This is a genomic window from Kosakonia sp. MH5, from assembly GCF_009935945.1.
In the GTDB taxonomy this organism is placed as follows: Bacteria; Pseudomonadota; Gammaproteobacteria; order Enterobacterales; family Enterobacteriaceae; genus Kosakonia; species Kosakonia radicincitans.
Genome location: NZ_QODH01000006.1, coordinates 174,225 through 193,923, shown reverse-complemented (window position 1 = coordinate 193,923; position 19,699 = coordinate 174,225). Strand labels below are relative to the sequence as shown.

The 19,699-nt window shown below is 54.3% G+C and carries 15 protein-coding genes and 1 pseudogene; 2 read left to right on the top strand and 14 right to left on the bottom strand.

What is annotated here, in order from left to right; translation table 11 throughout:
- Positions 1 to 45: 45 nt before the first annotated feature.
- The 10 genes and pseudogenes from carB to DK872_RS28025 all read right to left on the bottom strand — a co-directional run bounded on the left by carB (position 46) and on the right by DK872_RS28025 (position 12,887).
- Complete coding sequence (gene carB, locus DK872_RS17060; RefSeq protein WP_007373094.1) at positions 46 to 3,270, bottom strand: carbamoyl-phosphate synthase large subunit; 3,225 nt, start codon at positions 3,268 to 3,270, stop codon at positions 46 to 48.
- 17 nt (positions 3,271 to 3,287) lie between these two features.
- Positions 3,288 to 4,436: a glutamine-hydrolyzing carbamoyl-phosphate synthase small subunit gene (gene carA / locus DK872_RS17055; RefSeq protein ID WP_161518581.1), complete on the bottom strand. Its 1,149-nt coding sequence runs from the start codon at positions 4,434 to 4,436 to the stop codon at positions 3,288 to 3,290.
- A 454-nt stretch (positions 4,437 to 4,890) separates the two neighbouring features.
- Complete coding sequence (gene dapB / locus DK872_RS17050) at positions 4,891 to 5,712, bottom strand: 4-hydroxy-tetrahydrodipicolinate reductase (RefSeq protein WP_161518580.1); 822 nt, start codon at positions 5,710 to 5,712, stop codon at positions 4,891 to 4,893.
- A 138-nt stretch (positions 5,713 to 5,850) separates the two neighbouring features.
- Positions 5,851 to 6,765 carry a ribonucleoside hydrolase RihC gene (gene rihC / locus DK872_RS17045; RefSeq protein WP_161518579.1) on the bottom strand — a complete coding sequence of 305 codons (915 nt, stop codon included), beginning with the start codon at positions 6,763 to 6,765 and terminating at the stop codon, positions 5,851 to 5,853.
- A 76-nt stretch (positions 6,766 to 6,841) separates the two neighbouring features.
- Positions 6,842 to 7,792, bottom strand: a complete 951-nt coding sequence (gene ispH / locus DK872_RS17040; RefSeq protein ID WP_007373090.1) for a 4-hydroxy-3-methylbut-2-enyl diphosphate reductase — start codon at positions 7,790 to 7,792, stop codon at positions 6,842 to 6,844.
- Positions 7,773 to 8,243, bottom strand: a complete 471-nt coding sequence (gene fkpB / locus DK872_RS17035) for an FKBP-type peptidyl-prolyl cis-trans isomerase (protein WP_007373089.1) — start codon at positions 8,241 to 8,243, stop codon at positions 7,773 to 7,775. The genes ispH and fkpB overlap by 20 nt, the downstream gene beginning before the upstream one ends.
- 118 nt (positions 8,244 to 8,361) lie before the next feature.
- On the bottom strand, positions 8,362 to 8,862 hold the full coding sequence (lspA, locus tag DK872_RS17030; protein ID WP_007373088.1) for a signal peptidase II: 501 nt from the start codon (positions 8,860 to 8,862) through the stop codon (positions 8,362 to 8,364).
- Positions 8,862 to 11,678 carry an isoleucine--tRNA ligase gene (gene ileS, locus DK872_RS17025; RefSeq protein ID WP_071920195.1) on the bottom strand — a complete coding sequence of 939 codons (2,817 nt, stop codon included), beginning with the start codon at positions 11,676 to 11,678 and terminating at the stop codon, positions 8,862 to 8,864. Before ileS ends, lspA begins: the two co-directional genes overlap by 1 nt.
- A gap of 45 nt (positions 11,679 to 11,723) precedes the next feature.
- Positions 11,724 to 12,665, bottom strand: coding sequence for a bifunctional riboflavin kinase/FAD synthetase (ribF, locus tag DK872_RS17020; protein ID WP_161518578.1), 942 nt, complete (start codon positions 12,663 to 12,665; stop codon positions 11,724 to 11,726).
- Between the two features lie 7 nt (positions 12,666 to 12,672).
- A pseudogene (locus tag DK872_RS28025) lies at positions 12,673 to 12,887 on the bottom strand (DUF2575 domain-containing protein).
- Between the two features lie 104 nt (positions 12,888 to 12,991).
- On the opposite strand from DK872_RS28025, the gene rpsT reads away from it, so the two are divergent.
- A complete protein-coding gene (rpsT, locus tag DK872_RS17010; RefSeq protein ID WP_035886553.1) occupies positions 12,992 to 13,255 on the top strand; it encodes a 30S ribosomal protein S20 in 264 nt (87 codons plus the stop codon).
- 48 nt (positions 13,256 to 13,303) lie between these two features.
- On the opposite strand, the gene nhaR is transcribed toward rpsT, so the two are convergent.
- The 4 genes from nhaR to dnaK form a co-directional block, all read right to left on the bottom strand.
- Entirely contained in the window at positions 13,304 to 14,203 is a 900-nt protein-coding gene (gene nhaR, locus DK872_RS17005; protein WP_007373083.1) for a transcriptional activator NhaR, read from the bottom strand.
- A 22-nt stretch (positions 14,204 to 14,225) separates the two neighbouring features.
- On the bottom strand, positions 14,226 to 15,389 hold the full coding sequence (gene nhaA / locus DK872_RS17000; RefSeq protein ID WP_161518577.1) for a Na+/H+ antiporter NhaA: 1,164 nt from the start codon (positions 15,387 to 15,389) through the stop codon (positions 14,226 to 14,228).
- Positions 15,390 to 15,555: 166 nt separating this feature from the next.
- Entirely contained in the window at positions 15,556 to 16,701 is a 1,146-nt protein-coding gene (dnaJ, locus tag DK872_RS16995) for a molecular chaperone DnaJ (protein WP_007373081.1), read from the bottom strand.
- An 85-nt stretch (positions 16,702 to 16,786) separates the two neighbouring features.
- Entirely contained in the window at positions 16,787 to 18,700 is a 1,914-nt protein-coding gene (gene dnaK, locus DK872_RS16990; protein WP_007373080.1) for a molecular chaperone DnaK, read from the bottom strand.
- A 298-nt stretch (positions 18,701 to 18,998) separates the two neighbouring features.
- Between dnaK and satP the strand changes: the two genes are divergently transcribed.
- The gene (satP, locus tag DK872_RS16985) at positions 18,999 to 19,565 is read left to right on the top strand and encodes an acetate uptake transporter (protein WP_007373072.1); all 567 of its coding nucleotides are present in this window, start codon (positions 18,999 to 19,001) and stop codon (positions 19,563 to 19,565) included.
- Positions 19,566 to 19,699: the final 134 nt, after the last annotated feature.

The following is a 19,699-nucleotide window of genomic DNA, read 5'->3' as shown; positions in this document are numbered from 1 at the left end:
AAGTCAGGAAAGGAAACCGGCCCGCGAAACGGGCCGGTGTCAGGCTTACTTGCGGATTTGCGCGTGCATTTCCTGCACGGAAATCACTTTCTCGGTGGCATCCGCATTCAGCGCCATCGCGGTGGCGAAGCCGCCGTTCAGCGTGGTGTCGTAATGCACTTTGTATTGCAGCGCGCTGCGGCGAATCAGTTTGGAATCCTCAATCGCCTGACGGCCTGCCGTGGTGTTGATGATGTAGGTGTACTCGCCATTCTTGATACGATCCTGAATGTGCGGACGGCCTTCATGCACTTTGTTCACCAGGCGCGGGTTGATACCGGCTTCGCCCAGCACAATCGCTGTGCCGTGGGTTGCATCCAGCTCGAAGCCTTGTTTCAGCAGCTTAGCCGCCAGATCCACCACGCGCTCTTTATCGCCTTCGCGAACAGAGAGCAGTGCGCGGCCGTATTTCTTCATCGTCGAGTTGCTGCCGAGCTGCGCTTTGGCAAAGGCTTCAGCGAAGGTGCGCCCGACGCCCATCACTTCACCGGTAGAGCGCATTTCTGGCCCTAACAGCGGGTCAACGCCAGGGAACTTGTTAAACGGCAGCACCACTTCTTTCACTGAGTAGTACGGCGGGATGATCTCTTTGGTGTGACCCTGCTGCGCCAGCGTTTTGCCTGTCATCACGCGCGCCGCCACTTTCGCTAACTGCACGCCGGTCGCTTTGGAGACGAACGGTACGGTACGCGCCGCACGCGGGTTCACCTCAATCAGGTAAACTTCGTTGTCTTTCACCGCGAACTGCACGTTCATCAGACCGCGCACCTGCAACTCGAACGCCAGTTTCTGCACCTGCTGGCGCATGACGTCCTGAATTTCCTGGCTCAGTGTGTAAGCCGGCAGAGAGCAGGCGGAGTCGCCGGAGTGAACGCCCGCTTGTTCGATGTGCTCCATGATGCCGCCAATCAGCACCATTTCACCATCGCAGATGGCATCGACATCCACTTCCACCGCATCATCGAGGAAACGGTCAAGCAGAACCGGCGCATCGTTGGAAACACTGACTGCCGTCATAAAGTAGCGACGCAGGTCGACTTCGTCATAGACGATTTCCATCGCGCGGCCGCCCAGCACGTAGGATGGGCGCACCACCAGCGGGTAACCAATCTCTTTCGCCTTTTCTATAGCCTGCTCAATCGCCGTGACGGTGGCGTTCGCTGGCTGTTTCAGCTTCAGGCGGTCAACCGCCTGCTGGAAGCGCTCACGGTCTTCCGCACGGTCAATCGCATCCGGGCTGGTACCGATAACCGGCACGCCTGCAGCTTCCAGCGCACGCGCCAGTTTCAGCGGTGTCTGTCCGCCATACTGCACGATGACGCCTTTCGGCTTCTCAACGCGAACGATTTCCAGCACGTCTTCGAAGGTCACCGGCTCAAAGTAGAGGCGATCAGAGGTGTCGTAATCGGTCGAAACGGTTTCCGGGTTACAGTTAACCATGATGGTTTCGTAACCGTCTTCACGCAGCGCCAGCGATGCATGTACGCAGCAGTAGTCGAATTCAATGCCCTGGCCGATACGGTTTGGACCGCCGCCCAGCACCATGATTTTTTCGCGATCCTGGCTCGGGTTAGCTTCGCACTCATCTTCATAAGTGGAGTACATATAGGCCGTATCCGTGGCGAACTCTGCCGCACAGGTATCCACACGTTTGTAGACCGGGTGCAGATCGTACTGATCGCGCAGTTTGCGGATTTCCGCTTCGCGCACGCCAACCAGTTTCGCCAGACGCGCATCGGCAAAACCTTTACGTTTCAGGGTGCGCAGGAAGTCAGCGTCCAGACCGTTAATGCCCACCGAAGCAACCTGCTCTTCCAGACGCACCAGCTCTTCAATCTGCACCAGGAACCAACGGTCAATATTGGTCAGGTTGAACACACCGTCGATGGAGAGACCAGCACGGAATGCATCAGCGATGTACCAGATACGCTCTGCGCCTGCGTCTTTCAGTTCGCGGCGGATTTTAGTCAGCGCTTCCGGATCGTCAAGGCTCACTTTCGGGTCAAAGCCGGTTGCGCCCACTTCCAGACCGCGCAGCGCTTTCTGCATCGATTCCTGCTGCGTGCGGCCAATGGCCATCACTTCACCGACAGATTTCATCTGCGTGGTCAGACGGTCATTGGCACCGACAAATTTCTCGAAGTTGAAGCGCGGAATCTTGGTCACAACGTAGTCGATGGACGGTTCGAACGACGCTGGAGTACGGCCGCCAGTGATGTCGTTCATCAATTCATCCAGCGTATAACCTACCGCCAGCTTGGCCGCCACTTTCGCAATCGGGAAGCCGGTCGCTTTCGAGGCCAGCGCAGAAGAGCGGGATACGCGCGGGTTCATTTCAATCACAATCAGACGACCGTTTTTCGGGTTCACCGCGAACTGTACGTTGGAACCGCCGGTTTCCACTCCGATTTCACGCAGTACCGCCATCGAGGCGTTACGCATGATCTGGTACTCTTTATCGGTCAGAGTCTGTGCTGGCGCCACGGTGATGGAGTCACCGGTGTGGATCCCCATGGCGTCGAAGTTTTCAATGGAGCAGACAATGATGCAGTTGTCGTTTTTATCACGCACCACTTCCATCTCGTACTCTTTCCAGCCAATCAGCGATTCATCAATCAGCAACTCATTGGTTGGCGAGAGATCCAGCCCGCGGGCGCAAATCTCTTCAAACTCTTCACGGTTATAGGCGATGCCGCCACCGGTGCCACCCATGGTAAAGGAAGGACGGATGATGCACGGGAAACCCACGTCAGCCGCGACGGCCAGCGCTTCGTCCATGGTATGTGCGATACCGGAACGCGCGGTGTCGAGACCGATTTTCTTCATCGCGATGTCGAAACGACGGCGATCTTCGGCTTTATCAATCGCATCAGCGGTCGCGCCAATCATGGTGACGCCGAACTCTTCCAGCACGCCCTGACGTTCCAGTTCCAGCGCACAGTTCAGCGCGGTTTGACCGCCCATGGTTGGCAGCACGGCATCCGGGCGCTCTTTTTCGATGATTTTGCGTACCACTTCCCAGTGGATAGGCTCGATATAAGTGGCGTCCGCCATCTCCGGGTCGGTCATGATCGTCGCCGGGTTGGAGTTCACCAGGATAACGCGGTAACCCTCTTCACGCAGCGCTTTACACGCCTGCGCGCCGGAGTAGTCGAACTCACACGCCTGGCCGATAACAATCGGACCAGCGCCAAGGATCAGGATACTTTTTATGTCTGTACGTTTTGGCATGGCTCTTCTTCTCCTGATTATTTGGCGGTGTTGCGATACTGCTCAATGAGCTCAATAAAGTGGTCAAACAGCGGTGCGGCATCGTGCGGCCCCGGGCTGGCTTCCGGGTGGCCCTGGAAACTGAACGCCGGTTTGTCGGTGCGATGGATGCCTTGCAGCGTTCCGTCGAACAGCGATTTGTGCGTCACCCGCAAATTGGCAGGCATTGAGGCTTCATCTACGGCAAAACCGTGGTTCTGCGCAGTGATCATCACAGTATTGTTATCAATATCTTTTACCGGATGGTTGCCGCCGTGGTGGCCGAATTTCATCTTCATGGTTTTCGCGCCGCTCGCCAGTGCCAGCAGTTGATGGCCAAGACAGATGCCGAACACCGGAATATCCGTTTCGAGGAAGGTTTTAATCGCCTCAATCGCGTAATCACACGGCGCCGGGTCGCCAGGACCGTTGGAAAGGAAGATACCGTCCGGATTGAGTTTCAGTACGTCTGCCGCCGGGGTTTTCGCCGGTACGACCGTTAAACGGCAACCGCGATCGACCAGCATACGCAGAATATTACGTTTCGCGCCGTAGTCGTAAGCGACAACGTGGAACGGTAATTCGCTCGCCGCTTTCGCCTGTGGCAGTTCGCCTGCCAGCGTCCAGCTGCCTTGCGTCCAGCTGTAGGTTTCCGCTGTCGTCACTTCTTTTGCCAGATCCATTCCGTTCAGGCCCGGGAATGCTTTCGCTTTCTCCAGCACCACTGCGGCATCGACATTATCGCCAGCGATAATGCAGCCGTTTTGCGCGCCTTTTTCGCGCAGCAAACGCGTCAGCTTACGGGTATCGATATCGGCAATCGCCACAATGTTATGGCGCTTCAGGTAAGAAGAGAGATCTTCAGTATTGCGATAGTTGCTGGCAATCAGCGGCAGGTCGCGAATGACCAGGCCTTGCGCATGTACCTGAGAGGATTCTTCGTCAGCGGAGTTGGTGCCGACATTGCCGATATGAGGATAAGTAAGAGTGACGATTTGGCGGGAATAGGAAGGATCAGTGAGGATTTCTTGATAACCGGTCATTGAAGTATTGAAAACGACTTCCCCAACTGCCGTGCCCGTTGCCCCAATGGCCCGACCGTGAAACTGGGTTCCGTCTTCCAGAACCAATAGCGCTGACTTAATCAAAACGTCCTCCAGAGAATATTCACTCACTTTATTTGCATATTAATTCATATCGAGATGATGAATCAATGCAAATTTGCTGGCCGTGGATTTTTGGCAAACGGCGGCATTCTGGAGAGATGTAGGTTAAAAGTCAACTTTTCTCACATATTTTTCTTAGTCTTTTACGCCACTGCCCTTCATTACTGGATTTAACAGACAAAAAGATCAAAAAAACCAGCCACGAAAACGCTTTCGTAGCAAGAAAACTTCGGGATAGGCGATCCTGGCACAAGAAAGTGGACCAAACGGTCAAAATTTACATTTCAGCGCGAAAAAAACAGAAGATAAGTAAAGATTAGACCACTCAGGCATGAAAAATAGAGGAAAAAAGAGAAAATAAAAGGGCAATAAAATACTGCCCTTTGCAATCAAGTAATTACGACTGCAACAACCACATCACGATGGGTAATAACTCTTACAAATTGTTGAGATCAAGCACATCTCGCATATCAAAAAGTCCATTATGCTTTCCTTTCAGCCACAAAGCAGAACGCACGGCACCATTGGCAAAAGTCATGCGGCTGGAGGCTTTATGCGTAATTTCTACACGTTCGCCAATATCGGCGAACATAGCCGTATGTTCGCCGACGATGTCACCTGCACGCACCGTGGCAAAGCCAATCGTGCCAGGGACACGCTCACCGGTATGCCCTTCACGTGAATAAACCGCACACTCTTTTAAATGTTTATTCAGAGACTTCGCGATGGCTTCTCCCATCGCCAGCGCCGTGCCCGACGGCGCATCAACTTTATAGCGGTGATGCGCTTCAACGATTTCGATATCGGTGTAATCACCCATCACTTTCGCCGCTTTCTCCAGCAGCTTCAGCATCACATTTACGCCAACGCTAAAGTTCGCCGCGAAGACAATCGCGATGTCTTGCGAGGCATCGCTAATTGCCTGTTTGCCCGCGTCGTCAAACCCGGTCGTACCAATGACCATGCCTTTGCGCTGCTGGCGGCAAAAGGCCAGATGCGCCAGCGTCCCTTCCGGGCGAGTAAAGTCGATAAATACGTCGAAATCGTCTTTCACTGCATCAAGGCTGCTCTGTACCGTCACACCGGTTTTCGCCATACCGGCCAGTTCACCCGCGTCGACACCTGCCAGGGAGGACCCTTCACGTTCCAGAACCGCGCCAAGCGCCACGCCGTCCATAGCCAGTGTGGCCTGAATCAATTGGCGGCCCATACGCCCGCCGGCACCCGCGATGGCTACGCGGATTGGTGCATCATACATAGTTGTACTCTTTTGTTAAAAAAATGCGTAAGAATCGTTTCCAGATTAACCAGCCCACGCCGGGGCCACCAGCCGAAAACACCGATAATTAGAAATTAATGATATACAGCCGGAAATATCAGTAAAAGGCATGATTCATCAGGGCGCGAGTGCCAGCACTTCTGCCACCCAGTGACGAAAACCCTCAACATCAATATCCAGCGCAACCTGCGCATTCGGTTTCTGCTTCAGCTTGCCGTCGATATCCACCACCGTTGTGCCGGAGGTGTATTGCCCCTGCGTCTCCACCGCCACAAAACAGGATTTCAGCGTAAACAGTTCCGGACGGGCCAGCCAGGCAATCGCGCAGAGATCGTGCATACGCAGCTCGCTGGTCATGCTACCGCTACGATAGTGACTAAACAGAGCATGCAGCATATGCCCGGTTTTGTTGAGCGCGGGCAGCGTCGCGAGGAACTCAGGCGTCAACGTCGCCCGATTCGTGACATCCAGCCCGCACATCACGATCTCAAGGCCGCTCTGAAAAACACGGGCAGCAGCTTCGGGATCGATAGCAATATTGAATTCAGCGTTTGGTGTGAAGTTACCCCGCCCGGCGGAGCCCCCCATCATCACCAGACGACGGATATTGAACTGGCACTCCGGGTAGTGTGACAGCAGCAGCGCGATATTGGTTAACGGGCCGATGGTCACCAGCGTAACGGGTTCAGCAGACGCCATTAGCGTATCGCGTATTGCCTGAAATGCCGGTTTAGCCAGAGGCTGGCGCTGATGCTCGACAAAGTCGTAGCCATCCATGCCGGACTCCCCGTGCACTTCGGCGGCGCTGTGCAGCGGGCGCAATAGGGGCGTCGACGCCCCTTGCGCCAGCGGGATATCGGCCTGCCAGAAGTTGAGCAGTTGCAGGGCGTTGCGAGTAGTTTTTTCCAGCGAGACATTACCGGCGACGGTGGTAATCAGTTTAAGTTCGCACTGCGGTGCATACAGCGCGGCAGCAATGGCAACGGCATCGTCAATGCCCGGATCGGTGTCAAGAATCATTGGCAAACGCATAGTGCCTCCTGAAGTGAAATCCATAAAAAATGCCAGACTCAGTCTGGCATCTTCGCATAAAGTTTAGGGCAAAATGTTATTCGACCTCGCGAACATCAACCCTTAGCTCTTTTGGCACTTCAAAGACAATGTTTTCTTCACGACCTTCCAGCGGGATGGCTTCACCGCCGCCCAGCTCCTGCAGGCGGGCAATCACGTTCTGCACAAGAATGTCCGGCGCGGAGGCACCGGCGGTTACGCCTACACATTTGATGTCTTTAACCCAGGCTTCCTGGATATCAGAAGCGTCATCAATCAAATAAGCGCTTTTCCCCATCCGCTGCGCCAGCTCGGCCAGACGGTTGGAGTTGGAAGAGTTTTTCGAGCCGACTACCAGCACCACTTCCGCCTGTTCAGCCAGCGCCCGCACCGCTTCCTGGCGGTTAGTCGTGGCGTAACAGATGTCATCTTTACGCGGGCCAACAATCTGCGGGAAGCGGGCGCGCAGTGCGTCAATAACATCAGAAGTATCGTCCACTGAGAGCGTGGTCTGCGTCATAAATGACAGTTTACCCGCATCTTTGATGTTGAGCGTAGCAACATCGGCAGGCGATTCAACCAGGTACATACCCCCTTTCGGGTTGCTGTACTGCCCCATTGTACCTTCTACTTCAGGATGCCCTGCGTGACCGATCAGGATCGCTTCCTCACCGCGTCGGCTGGCGCGAGCCACTTCCATATGCACTTTTGTCACCAACGGACAGGTGGCGTCGAAAACCGTCAGATCGCGGCTTTTCGCTTCGTTACGTACCGCCTGGGAAACACCATGGGCAGAAAAAATCAGGATTGCGCCATCCGGCACTTCACTTAACTGCTCAATGAAAATAGCCCCGCGCTCGCGCAGGCTATCAACAACATAACGGTTGTGCACCACTTCGTGACGCACATAAATTGGCGCGCCGTACAGAGCCAGCGCGTTTTCAACAATGCTGATAGCGCGGTCAACGCCGGCGCAAAAACCGCGCGGGTTAGCCAACAGGATCTGCATTTGTTTCCTCCAGTACCGGATCAACTTCCAGTACATCGACATCAAAGTGGACGGTTCTGCCCGCCAGCGGATGGTTGAAATCGACGGTGATAGAGTCGCCGTTAATTTCACGGATCACGCCCGGCATTTCGCTGCCATCCATTGCGGTAAAGAGCATAATCGCCCCGATTTCAGGCTCCCCGGCATCCATAAACTCACGGCGGGAGAAGTACTGAATCAGATCCGGGCTCGGCGTACCGAAAGCGGCATCCGGTTCGAGAGAGAAAACCTTTTTCTCCCCGGCTTTCAGACCCAGCAGATGTTGCTCCAGCCCCTCGGAGAGCGAACCGTCGCCCAGACGAAACAGCGCCGGTTTGCCGTTGTTGCGGGTTGACTCGGCAAGAGAGCCATCTTCGAGCTTGAGCGTGAAGTGCACCAGCACTGCGCTATCGCTCTGTACGGATTTAGACATGCAGGTTGCTCGCTTGTTTTGACTCACCCGTTTGCCCGGTAGCGCTTTGCTTACCGGGCAAACAAGCGGCCACAAATTCTGTAGGCCGGGCAAGCAAAGCGCCGCCCGGTATTTACATTTAAACCTGCTCTTTCGCTGCAGGTTTAGGCAAAAAGCCTTCCAGCACAATCAGCGCCGCGCCGATACAAATTGCGCTATCGGCAAGGTTAAAGGTAGCAAAATGCCAGTCGCCGACGTAGAAATCGATCATATCGACGACGAAGCCATGCCATAAGCGGTCGAAGAGATTACCGAGCGCACCGCCGATAATCAGCGCATAAGCGATGTTATTCAGCTTTTGCGCGGCTTTCCCACGATACATCAGCACCGTCAGCACCACGCAGATACCGATAGCGATACCGGCAAAGAACCAGCGCTGCCAGCCGCCGCTGTCCGCCATAAAACTGAATGCCGCGCCATAGTTACGCGCATAGTGCAGATTGAGCGATGGGAACAGCGACACCGTATCCCCCAGAGCAAAGTTCTGGAGGATCAGGTACTTACTGCCCAGATCGATAATCAGCACAACCACAACCAGCCACAGCCAGCGCAGTCCTGTAGAACAGAGAGGCTTACTCATCAGGCAAACTTACGTTTTTCGCCGTCACCGGCGACGTTGCTCACACAGCGTCCGCAGATATCTGCGTGTTCCGCCACCTGGCCGACATCATTGGTGTAATGCCAGCAGCGCGGGCACTTATCACCTTCGGCTTTGCTCAGCGCGACTTTCAGCCCTTTGAGCAGTTCGCTCTGCTGAGCGTCCGCTGAAGCGCTGGCATAATCCGCAACTTTCGCCCCGGAGGTCAACAGGACAAATCGCAATTCGTCGCCCAGCGCAGTCAGCTTCGCCGCCAGTTCCGGCTCGGCGAACAGCGTAACTGCCGCTTCCAGAGAGCCACCGACTTTCTTGTCAGCGCGCGCCTGTTCAATCACCTTGTTCACTTCACCGCGCACCTTCAACAGCTCGTCCCAGAAGGCGTCGTTCATCGCTTCGCTTTCCGCCAGGCCGAACAGGCCTTCGTACCACTCGCCGGTAAAGACATACTTCTCACGATCGCCCGGCAGGTAGCCCCAGATTTCATCGGCAGTAAAGGACATGATTGGCGCCATCCAGCGCACCAGCGCTTCCGCGATGTGGTACAGCGCGGTCTGGCAGCTGCGACGCGCCACGCTGTCCGCTTTCGCGGTGTACTGGCGGTCTTTGATGATGTCGAGGTAGAACGACCCCATTTCGATGGAGCAGAAACGCATCAGGCGTTGTACCACTTCGTGGAAATCATAGGAATCATAGGCCTGAACAATGTCTTCCTGAGCCGCTTTCGCACAGCCGACCGCCCAGCGATCCAGCACGACCATCTCTTCCGGTTTCACCATGTCTTTCACCGGATCGAAGCCGTTGAGGTTCGCCAGCAAGAAGCGCGCTGTGTTACGGATACGACGATAGCTGTCCGCTGCGCGTTTCAGGATCTCGTCAGAAACCGCCATTTCGCCGGTGTAATCAGTGGAAGCGACCCACAGGCGCAGGATATCCGCGCCCAGTTTGTTCATCACATCCTGCGGGGAAACGGTGTTGCCGATGGATTTGGACATCTTACGGCCCTGACCATCCACGGTGAAACCGTGAGTCAGCACCTGACGGTACGGCGCTTTGCCCTTCATCGCCGTGGAAATCATCAGCGAGGACATAAACCAGCCGCGATGCTGATCCGAACCTTCCAGATACATATCCGCTGCGTGACCAGCAAACTCCGGGCGCACATCAACCACGGAAGCATGAGTTGAACCAGAATCGAACCAGACGTCCAGCGTATCCGGCACTTTGACATAGTTGTCAGCGTCATCGCCCATGATGTCGCGCGGGTCGAGATCCCACCATGCCTGAATACCGTCGGCTTCAACGCGTTTGGCAACGGCTTCGATCAGCTCCAGCGTGCGCGGATGCAGCTCTTCGGTGTCTTTGTGCACGAACAGCGACATCGGAACACCCCAGGTACGCTGGCGGGAGATACACCAGTCAGGACGGTTGGCGACCATCGATTCGATACGCGCCTGGCCCCAGTCCGGGATCCACTGCACCCCTTTGATTTCGCTCAGCGACTGTGCACGCAGACCTTTCTGGTCCATGCTGACAAACCACTGCGGCGTCGCACGGAAGATAATCGGCGATTTATGACGCCAGCAACACGGATAGCTGTGCTGCATCTTTTCAACGTGCAGCAGCGCGCCTTTTTCCGTCAGCAGCGCCACGATGATGTCGTTTGCTTTGAACACATTTACGCCATCCAGCGTCGGGTAAGTACCTGGCAGATAGGCACCGTCCGGTCCAACCGGGTTGGCGATTTCCAGACCGTATTTCAGGCTGATGGTGTAGTCGTCCGGGCCGTGACCGCCAGCGGTATGAACCGCACCGGTACCGGCTTCCAGCGTAACGTGATCGCCGAGGATCGCAGGAACATCAAAATCCAGGAACGGATGTTTAAAGCGCATCAGCTCCAGCTCTGCGCCTTTCACCGTACCCAGCACGTTGTATTCTGCGGTGCCGATGCGTTTCATCACGCTCTCGACCAGATCTTTCGCCAGGATCAGCGCCTGACCATCAATCTGCACCAGCGCATACTCAAATTCCGGCGCGAGAGAAATTGCGCGGTTAGCCGGCAGTGTCCACGGCGTAGTGGTCCAGATAACCAGTGAAACCGGGCCGTTAACTGATGCAACGCCAAATTTGGCTTTTACTGCCTCCTGGTCAACAGCGTGGAACGCCACGTCGATGGACGGCGACGTTTTGTCGTAATACTCCACTTCTGCTTCCGCCAACGCGGAACGGCAGTCAACACACCAGTGCACCGGCTTGGCACCTTTAAGCAGGTGGCCATTGCCGATGATTTTGCCCAGCGCGCGGATAATATTGGCTTCGGTTTTGAAATCCATGGTCAGGTACGGGTGCGACCAGTCGCCCAGCACACCGAGACGGATAAAGTCTTTGCGCTGACCATCAACCTGAGTTGCGGCATATTCACGGCATTTGGCGCGGAACTCAGCAGCGGTGAATTTCTCACCCGGCTTGCCGAACTCCTGCTCCACTTTCAGCTCGATAGGCAGACCGTGGCAGTCCCAACCCGGAACATAGGGAGAGTCATAACCTGCGAGTCCTTTGGACTTCACAATAATGTCTTTCAGAATCTTGTTAACCGAGTGACCAATATGAATGCTGCCATTCGCATATGGAGGGCCATCATGCAGAATGAAGGTTTTTTTGCCTTTTTTCGCTGCACGGATGATGCCGTACAGGTCATCATCAGTCCAACGCGCCAGCATTCCCGGCTCACGCTTGGCGAGATCGCCGCGCATCGGGAACCCTGTTTCCGGCAAATTCAGGGTAGATTTATAGTCACTCATCAGATTCTCGGTTCCGTATTTCGGTTTGATTAATACCACCAGGCCTTAAGAAGCCGGTTTAGATAGCCCAAAAAACTCGCGGGCCGCTACCTCATCGCGGGCGATTTGCGCTTTCAGCTCATCGAGCGAGGCAAATCGCTGTTCATTGCGTAATTTTTTACGCAACACGACATCTATATGGCGCCCGTAGAGGTCTATTACAACATCCAACAGATGCACTTCCAGTTGCTGGCGCACGCCTGCAACCGTCGGGCGCGTGCCGATATTGGCAACGCCCGGGTAAAGCGTATCGCCCAATCCAGCCACTTCCACCGCATATACCCCTTTTACCGGGGAGACCTGACGGCGCAGCGGTAAATTCGCCGTCGGGAAACCAATGGTGCGCCCCAGTTCATCGCCGTGCACCACGCGCCCGGAGATACTGAATGGGTGGCCGAGCAATTGTTCAGCCAGCTCAAGATTGTCGTCAGCCAACGCCTGACGCACCGCCGTGCTGCTCACACGAACGCCGCCATCAAAGAAAGTTTGCGTACTGGTGACGTCAAAGCCATATTTCTGACCGGCCTTCTGTAATAACAAGAAATCCCCCTGGCGACCAGCGCCAAAACGGAAATCGTCACCCACTGCGAGAAATTTCACACCAAGGCGGTCAACCAGCAGTTCGCTGACAAAGGTTTGTGCGGTGAATGCCGCAAAACGGCGGTCAAAACGGACGCACAGCACGTAATCCGCGCCGCAACCCGCCAGCCAGCGCAGCTTTTCACGCAGCCGGGTAAGACGCGCAGGGGCTTTCTGCCCGGCGAACAGTTCCAGCGGTTGCGGTTCAAAGATCATCACCACCACCGGCAAACCACGCGCCCGGCCTTCTGCGCCAAGCCCTTGTAAAAGCGCCTGATGGCCACGATGCACGCCATCGAAATTACCAATCGTCAGCACACACCCGTGGGGGGCCTGGCTGAGGTTATGTATGCCGCGTATCAGCTTCATGTCTGGCTCAAAACAGTGAAAATCGTCGGATTATACCTTGTACAACGGGCAACGTTAACCGACGATTGCCTTCACAAAGCAGAAAGGAGAAGGATTTCATCAGGCTGCCCGCTGCTGGCATGAAAATCTGGCACCGTGAGCGATTTTTCTGGTGGAAAAGCTGTATTCGCGACAAGCAAGCTGTTAGAATCTTGCGCCATCACTACGTAACGAGCGTTGTATCTTAACGGCGCTTATTTGCACAAATCCATTGACAAAAGAAGGCTAAAAGGGCATATTCCCCGGCCTTTGAATTGTCCATAAAGATCATATTTGGGAGTTGGACCTTGGCTAATATCAAATCAGCTAAGAAGCGTGCCGTTCAGTCTGAAAAGGCCCGCAAGCACAACGCAAGCCGTCGCTCAATGATGCGTACTTTCATCAAGAAAGTATACGCAGCAATTGAATCAGGCGACAAAGCGGCTGCGCAGAAAGCATTTAACGACATGCAACCGATCGTGGATCGTCAGGCCGCTAAAGGTCTGATCCACAAAAACAAAGCAGCGCGCCATAAGGCTAACCTGACCGCGCAGATCAACAAACTGGCTTAATCGCTACGTTTGTTGGCTTTGTGAAGAAACCCGCTTCGGCGGGTTTTTTTATTTCTGCGGCAGGTCGAAAAGTGTCGAGTAATCCTGATTGCAGATACGCTGCACTGCAGGATGCTGAATCATCCGCTCGGCAAAAATCGCGTGATACTCCTCCATTACATTATCCACCCGACCAATTTCAACCATGCTTTCATCGGCAAAAAGATCGTGAGCGTAACGCGTCGGGGCAACAAAAATAGCATTGTGCGCGGTGCCAAACGCCTTCATCAGCGCGGCATCATCAAACTCCCCCAGAATCTCCACCTGCAAACCTTGCGCATTGAACCAGTTCAGCAGCCTGCGCCCCAGCATTGAACGTCGCCCTGGGATCAATAAGCGCCGTTCCTGCAAACAAAACGGAAAAGGCGTTTGAGACCGCGGATTACTGCCCCAAAAACTGACGCTGCATTCGCCAATTTTCACCGAAAAAAGCCCCTCTTGCTGAGTGGAATCGATCGGGCAGTCAGAGATAATCATGTCGAGTTTATGCTGGCTTAGCTGCTCCAGCAGAAGTTCATGCGTCGATTCAAAACAGCGCAAATGGATCGGCTCGCCCTCGCTTACCGCCGCACTGAGGATATTGCTGACCAGCCGCTTGGAGAGCGCGTCCGCCACGCCGACATCAAATAACAGGCTGGACTCTTTGCGGTAGTTAATGATGTCAAGCATCTCCTGACTGAGCGTGAACATCTTATCCGCGTAGCGGAACACCAGTTCGCCCAACTCTGTCGGTTCCAGTCCCCTGCCCTTACGTTTGAAGAGCTTGCCTTGTAGCCGCTCCTCAAGGGATTTAATTTGCCCGGTAATAGTCTGCGGCGTCAGAAAGAGCGACTCCGCCGCACCAACGACGGAGCCTTCACGGTAGACGTGCCAGAAGTAATACAAATGGTTGTAATTGATATACGACATAGCCCTCTACTCACTCCCGTCGCTAAGCGCGAACGATCCGCGTACGCAGCAGGCAATAACCCGCCACTGCTGAGATAATCGAGCCGGTGAGGATCCCCAATTTACTCCACGCAATCATCTCCTCATGGGCATCGCCAAAGGCCAGCGAAGCGATGAAAATCGACATGGTAAAGCCAATGCCGCACAGCACGCCTACCGACATAATCTGCTTAAATGCAGCGCCCTGCGGTAACTTCGCCAGCTTAAAACGTAACGCCAGCCAGCAGAATATTGTGATACCCAGCGGCTTACCAAGAACCAGCCCGGCAATAATGCCTAACGGCAGCACATCTCCCAGCCCGGATACAGACATGCCGCTTAGCGATACGCCTGCATTCGCAAAAGCAAATAATGGAAGGATCAGCCATCCAACCCACGGATGAATCGCATCGACCAGTTGGCGGGCCGGAGAAACACCGTTCTGCTCGCGCAGCGGAACAAAGAAACCAACAACCACCCCGGCGAGCGTCGCGTGGACACCAGATTTTAGCACCGCCGTCCACAACACTATCCCAACCAGCATATAGATGCCGACGCGCCGCACATTACAGGCATTCAGTATCGCCAGCACGGCAATGGATGCCGCCGCCACACCCAGCGCTGTGGTTGAGAGATCGCTGGTGTAGAACAAGGCAATAATAATAATCGCCCCCAGATCGTCAATGATCGCCAGCGCCATCAGAAACACTTTCAGCACCACAGGCACGCGATTACCCAGCAAAGCAAGGACACCGAGAGCAAAGGCAATATCCGTCGCGGTTGGAATAGCCCAACCGTGTCGCGCCAGTGGATCGTGGAAATTGAACAGCAGGAAGATCAGCGCGGGCGCAACCATACCGCCAAGGGCAGCAATCACCGGAAATACGGACTGCTGACGGCTGGCAAGTGCGCCCTGGACCAGTTCATATTTCACTTCCAGGCCAATCATCAGGAAAAATACGGCCATCAACGCATCGTTGATCCATAGCAGCATATTTTTATTAATTTCCAGCGAACCAAACTTGAATTCGACGGGCGTCGACAGGAAGTTGTGGTAAAGATCCTGTGTTACTCCGAGGTTGGCACACAGCATTGCGAGCACTGCCGCAATGATAAGTACGATGCCCCCAGCGGCATCGCTGCTAAAGAAACGCTGTAAAAGCTTCATGTTATTCTCTCGTTCACTATTCCGTTGTGCGGACTATCTTACCCCTCGCGAATCCTCGATAAAATCAGATTATAATTGGGTATAGATTCTCTTTTTCCGAGTAGTGGCAAAAACGATAAAAAAAGCCCGGCATAAAGCCGGGCCTGATGTACGCGGTGCAGAAGGCTTAGCGCGTCAAATCATCGAAGAATTTTTTCACACCGTCGAAGAAACTCTTGGAGCGCGGGCTGTTGTTCTCGCCCGTCGGGCCACCAAAGCTGTCCTGCAGATCTTTCAGCAGTTGCTTCTGCTTTTCGTTCAGGCCAACCGGCGTCTCAACAACGACGCGGCACAACAGATCGCCCTGCGCGCCACCACGGACGGACTTCACGCCCTTACCGCGCATGCGGAACAGTTTACCGGTCTGGGTTTCGCTGGGTACTTTCAGCTTCACGCGACCATCCAGCGTCGGCACTTCGATTTCACCGCCCAGCGCCGCCATAGCAAAGTTGATCGGCACTTCGCAGTACAGGTTATTGCCTTCACGCTCGAAGATAGGGTGCTGTTTCACCTGCACCTGAACGTACAGATCGCCTGCCGGTGCGCCATGCTCACCCGCTTCGCCTTCGCCGCTCAGGCGGATGCGATCGCCGGTGTCCACACCTGCCGGGATTTTGACGGACAGGGTTTTGGATTTCTCCACGCGGCCATGACCGTGACATTTGTTGCACGGATCTTTAATTAGCGTACCGCGCCCCTGACAGTGCGGACATGTCTGCTGTACGGCAAAGAACCCCTGGCGCATCTGTACCTGGCCGGAACCATGACAGGTCGGACAGGTTTGCGGCTGAGTGCCGGGTTTAGCGCCGCTGCCGTGGCAAACGTCACACTCTTCCAGCGTCGGAATGCGAATCTCTTTGGTGACGCCGCGAACCGCTTCTTCCAGCGTCAGATCCATGTTGTAGCGCAGGTCTGCGCCACGGGCTGCACGCTGACGGCCACGCCCCCCGCCGAAGATATCGCCGAACACATCGCCGAAAATATCACTGAAGTCAGCGCCGCCGCCAAAACCGCCGCCGCCGAATCCACCGCCACCCATTCCGCCCTGCTCAAATGCAGCATGGCCGTACTGATCGTAAGCCGCACGTTTTTGGGCATCGGTCAGGACTTCGTAGGCTTCTTTTATTTCTTTAAATTTGGCTTCAGCCTCTTTATCGCCCTGGTTGCGGTCCGGGTGATATTTCATGGCCAGGCGTTTATACGCCTTTTTGATTTCACGCTCTTCCGCTGTTTTCGGAACGCCTAAAATCTCGTAATAATCTTGCTTCGCCATCGGTTTATCTGCCCCTTAACATACGAGCACGGGCGTGGAGAAAACTCCGACGCCCGTGCTGGTTATCTACCCTGCATCAGGGCGATTATTTTTTGTCTTTGACTTCTTCGAACTCGGCGTCGACAACATCGTCATCTTTCGCGTTGTTCGCGGAAGCATCAGCGCCCGCTTGCTGCTGTGCGTGCTGCTGTTGCGCGATTTCCAGCAGTTTCTGAGAAGCCTGCGCCAGCGCCTGCATTTTCGCTTCGATTTCAGCTTTGTCTTCGCCTTTCAGCGCAACTTCCAGCTCGCTCAGTGCAGACTCGATAGCCGTTTTGTCTTCTGCCGGCAGTTTATCGCCTGCTTCTTCAACCTGCTTACGCGTGCTGTGCAGCAGATGATCGCCCTGGTTACGGGTTTGCACCAGCTCTTCGAATTTACGGTCAGATTCCGCATTCGCTTCTGCTTCACGAACCATTTTCGCGATTTCTTCTTCGTTCAGACCCGAAGAAGCCTTGATGGTGATCTTCTGCTCTTTACCGCTGTTTTTGTCTTTCGCGGAAACGTGCAGGATACCGTCAGCATCGATATCGAAGGTGACTTCAATCTGCGGCATACCGCGCGGCGCCGGGTTGATACCATCCAGGTTGAACTGACCCAGAGATTTGTTATCGGACGCACGTTTACGTTCACCCTGCAGCACATGGATGGTTACAGCGGACTGGTTATCTTCCGCAGTAGAGAATACCTGGCTGTGCTTGGTCGGGATGGTGGTGTTTTTGTTGATCAGCGCAGTCATCACGCCGCCCATGGTTTCGATACCCAGCGACAGCGGGGTAACGTCCAGCAACAGAACGTCTTTAACTTCACCAGTCAGAACACCGCCCTGAACCGCAGCACCGATAGCAACGGCTTCATCCGGGTTAACGTCTTTACGCGGCTCTTTACCGAAGAACTCAGCCACTTTTTTCTGCACCATCGGCATACGAGTCTGGCCACCGACCAGGATCACGTCGTTGATGTCGGATACGGACAGGCCAGCATCCTGCAGTGCAACTTTCAGCGGCTCGATTGAACGGTTAACCAGATCTTCCACCAGGCTTTCCAGTTTCGCGCGAGTCACTTTAATGTTCATGTGTTTCGGACCGGTCGCGTCTGCGGTGATGTACGGCAGGTTCACGTCGGTCTGCTGTGCGGAAGAAAGCTCGATTTTCGCTTTTTCTGCCGCTTCTTTCAGACGCTGCATCGCCAGCGGATCGTTGCGCAGATCGATACCCTGATCTTTCTTGAACTCTTCCACCAGGTAGTTGATCAGGCGGCTATCGAAGTCTTCACCACCCAGGTGGGTATCACCGTTAGTAGCCAGTACTTCGAAGGTTTTTTCGCCGTCAACTTCATCGATTTCGATGATAGAGATATCGAACGTACCACCGCCCAGGTCGTAAACCGCGATGGTGCGGTTACCGGTTTCTTTATCCAGACCGTAGGCCAGCGCTGCCGCTGTCGGTTCGTTAATGATACGTTTCACTTCCAGACCTGCGATACGGCCAGCGTCTTTGGTTGCCTGGCGCTGAGCATCGTTAAAGTAAGCAGGTACGGTGATAACCGCTTCAGTTACCGGCTCGCCCAGGTAATCTTCGGCAGTTTTCTTCATTTTTTTCAGCACTTCGGCAGAGATCTGCGGCGGTGCCATTTTGGTGCCTTTTACATCAAGCCATGCATCGCCGTTATCAGCAGCAATGATTTTGTACGGCATGATGGCTTCGTCACGCTGGACTTCTTCGTCCTGGAAGCGACGGCCGATCAGGCGTTTGATCGCAAACAGGGTGTTTTGCGGGTTCGTCACGGCCTGACGTTTAGCCGGCTGACCTACCAGAGTTTCACCATCCTGTGTGTAAGCAATGATAGAAGGAGTGGTGCGATCGCCTTCAGCATTCTCCAGCACACGAGCCTGAGTGCCATCCATAATGGCTACACAAGAGTTGGTTGTCCCAAGGTCGATACCAATAATTTTACCCATCTAAACGTCTCCACTAAAAATTCGTCATCATGTGGTTGTGAACCTGTAATAAGGGCGAAACGTGCTGTTTCAACCACCCTGTATCGTTTTTTTTTCAGGCCCACACACTGCGGTTGACTACAAGATGGGGTCGCTAAGCGGCTCATCAAGGGGCAAACGATAAAAAATTTTTTAATTTACACCTGTTCAGATCATAGACAGGCCCATTACCGCTATTTATGATGCCGCGCCCCGCCAGTTCAACAGGGCGCGGGGACTTTCATTTCTCCCTTTTCATATTGATTTATTTTGAGGAATTATGGGCAACACTAAGTTGGCTAATCCGGCTCCGCTGGGCTTAATGGGTTTCGGCATGACCACTATTCTGCTTAACCTGCACAATATTGGTTTATTCCCAATGGACGGCATTATTCTGGCGATGGGCATTTTCTATGGCGGTATCGCACAAATTCTCGCGGGCCTGCTTGAATATAAAAAAGGCAACACCTTTGGTTTAACTGCATTCACCTCTTACGGTTCTTTCTGGTTGACGCTGGTCGCTATTCTGCTGTTTCCGAAAATGGGCCTTGCGGATGCGACAAACGGCCACTTCCTTGGCGTTTATCTGGGGATTTGGGGCGTCTTCACCCTGTTTATGTTCTTCGGCACGCTGAAAGGCGCTCGTGCGCTGCAGTTCGTTTTCCTGAGCCTGACCATACTGTTCGCCCTGCTGGCGGTAGGTCATCTGGCTGATAACGAAAGCATCGTACATGTCGCGGGCTGGATCGGTCTGGTTTGCGGCGCGAGCGCCATCTACCTGGCGATGGGCGAAGTGCTGAACGAACAGTTCGAACGCACAGTTCTGCCAATTGGTGAAAAGCATTAATTCCTGCGCTGAATTCTAAAATGCGAAGCCTGGCTTCGCATTTCTGCTATACCACTATTCCTGATATTTTCCCGCCCTCAGCCGTTACAGTCCTTAATTAAATTGGCGCATAAAAACAGGATATTTCGCTGTTA

Excerpts from the sequence above, each read along its gene's own strand:
- dapB (WP_161518580.1), bottom strand. The coding sequence starts at position 5,712 with ATGTATGATGCACCAATCCGCGTAGCCATCGCGGGTGCCGGCGGGCGT.
- lspA (WP_007373088.1), bottom strand. The coding sequence starts at position 8,862 with ATGAGTAAGCCTCTCTGTTCTACAGGACTGCGCTGGCTGTGGCTGGTT.
- ileS (WP_071920195.1), bottom strand. The coding sequence starts at position 11,678 with ATGAGTGACTATAAATCTACCCTGAATTTGCCGGAAACAGGGTTCCCG.
- ribF (WP_161518578.1), bottom strand. The coding sequence starts at position 12,665 with ATGAAGCTGATACGCGGCATACATAACCTCAGCCAGGCCCCCCACGGG.
- nhaA (WP_161518577.1), bottom strand. The coding sequence starts at position 15,389 with ATGAAGCTTTTACAGCGTTTCTTTAGCAGCGATGCCGCTGGGGGCATC.
- carB (WP_007373094.1), bottom strand. The coding sequence starts at position 3,270 with ATGCCAAAACGTACAGACATAAAAAGTATCCTGATCCTTGGCGCTGGT.
- dnaK (WP_007373080.1), bottom strand. The coding sequence starts at position 18,700 with ATGGGTAAAATTATTGGTATCGACCTTGGGACAACCAACTCTTGTGTA.
- ispH (WP_007373090.1), bottom strand. The coding sequence starts at position 7,792 with ATGCAGATCCTGTTGGCTAACCCGCGCGGTTTTTGCGCCGGCGTTGAC.
- satP (WP_007373072.1), top strand. The coding sequence starts at position 18,999 with ATGGGCAACACTAAGTTGGCTAATCCGGCTCCGCTGGGCTTAATGGGT.
- nhaR (WP_007373083.1), bottom strand. The coding sequence starts at position 14,203 with ATGTCGTATATCAATTACAACCATTTGTATTACTTCTGGCACGTCTAC.
- dnaJ (WP_007373081.1), bottom strand. The coding sequence starts at position 16,701 with ATGGCGAAGCAAGATTATTACGAGATTTTAGGCGTTCCGAAAACAGCG.
- rihC (WP_161518579.1), bottom strand. The coding sequence starts at position 6,765 with ATGCGTTTGCCAATGATTCTTGACACCGATCCGGGCATTGACGATGCC.
- fkpB (WP_007373089.1), bottom strand. The coding sequence starts at position 8,243 with ATGTCTAAATCCGTACAGAGCGATAGCGCAGTGCTGGTGCACTTCACG.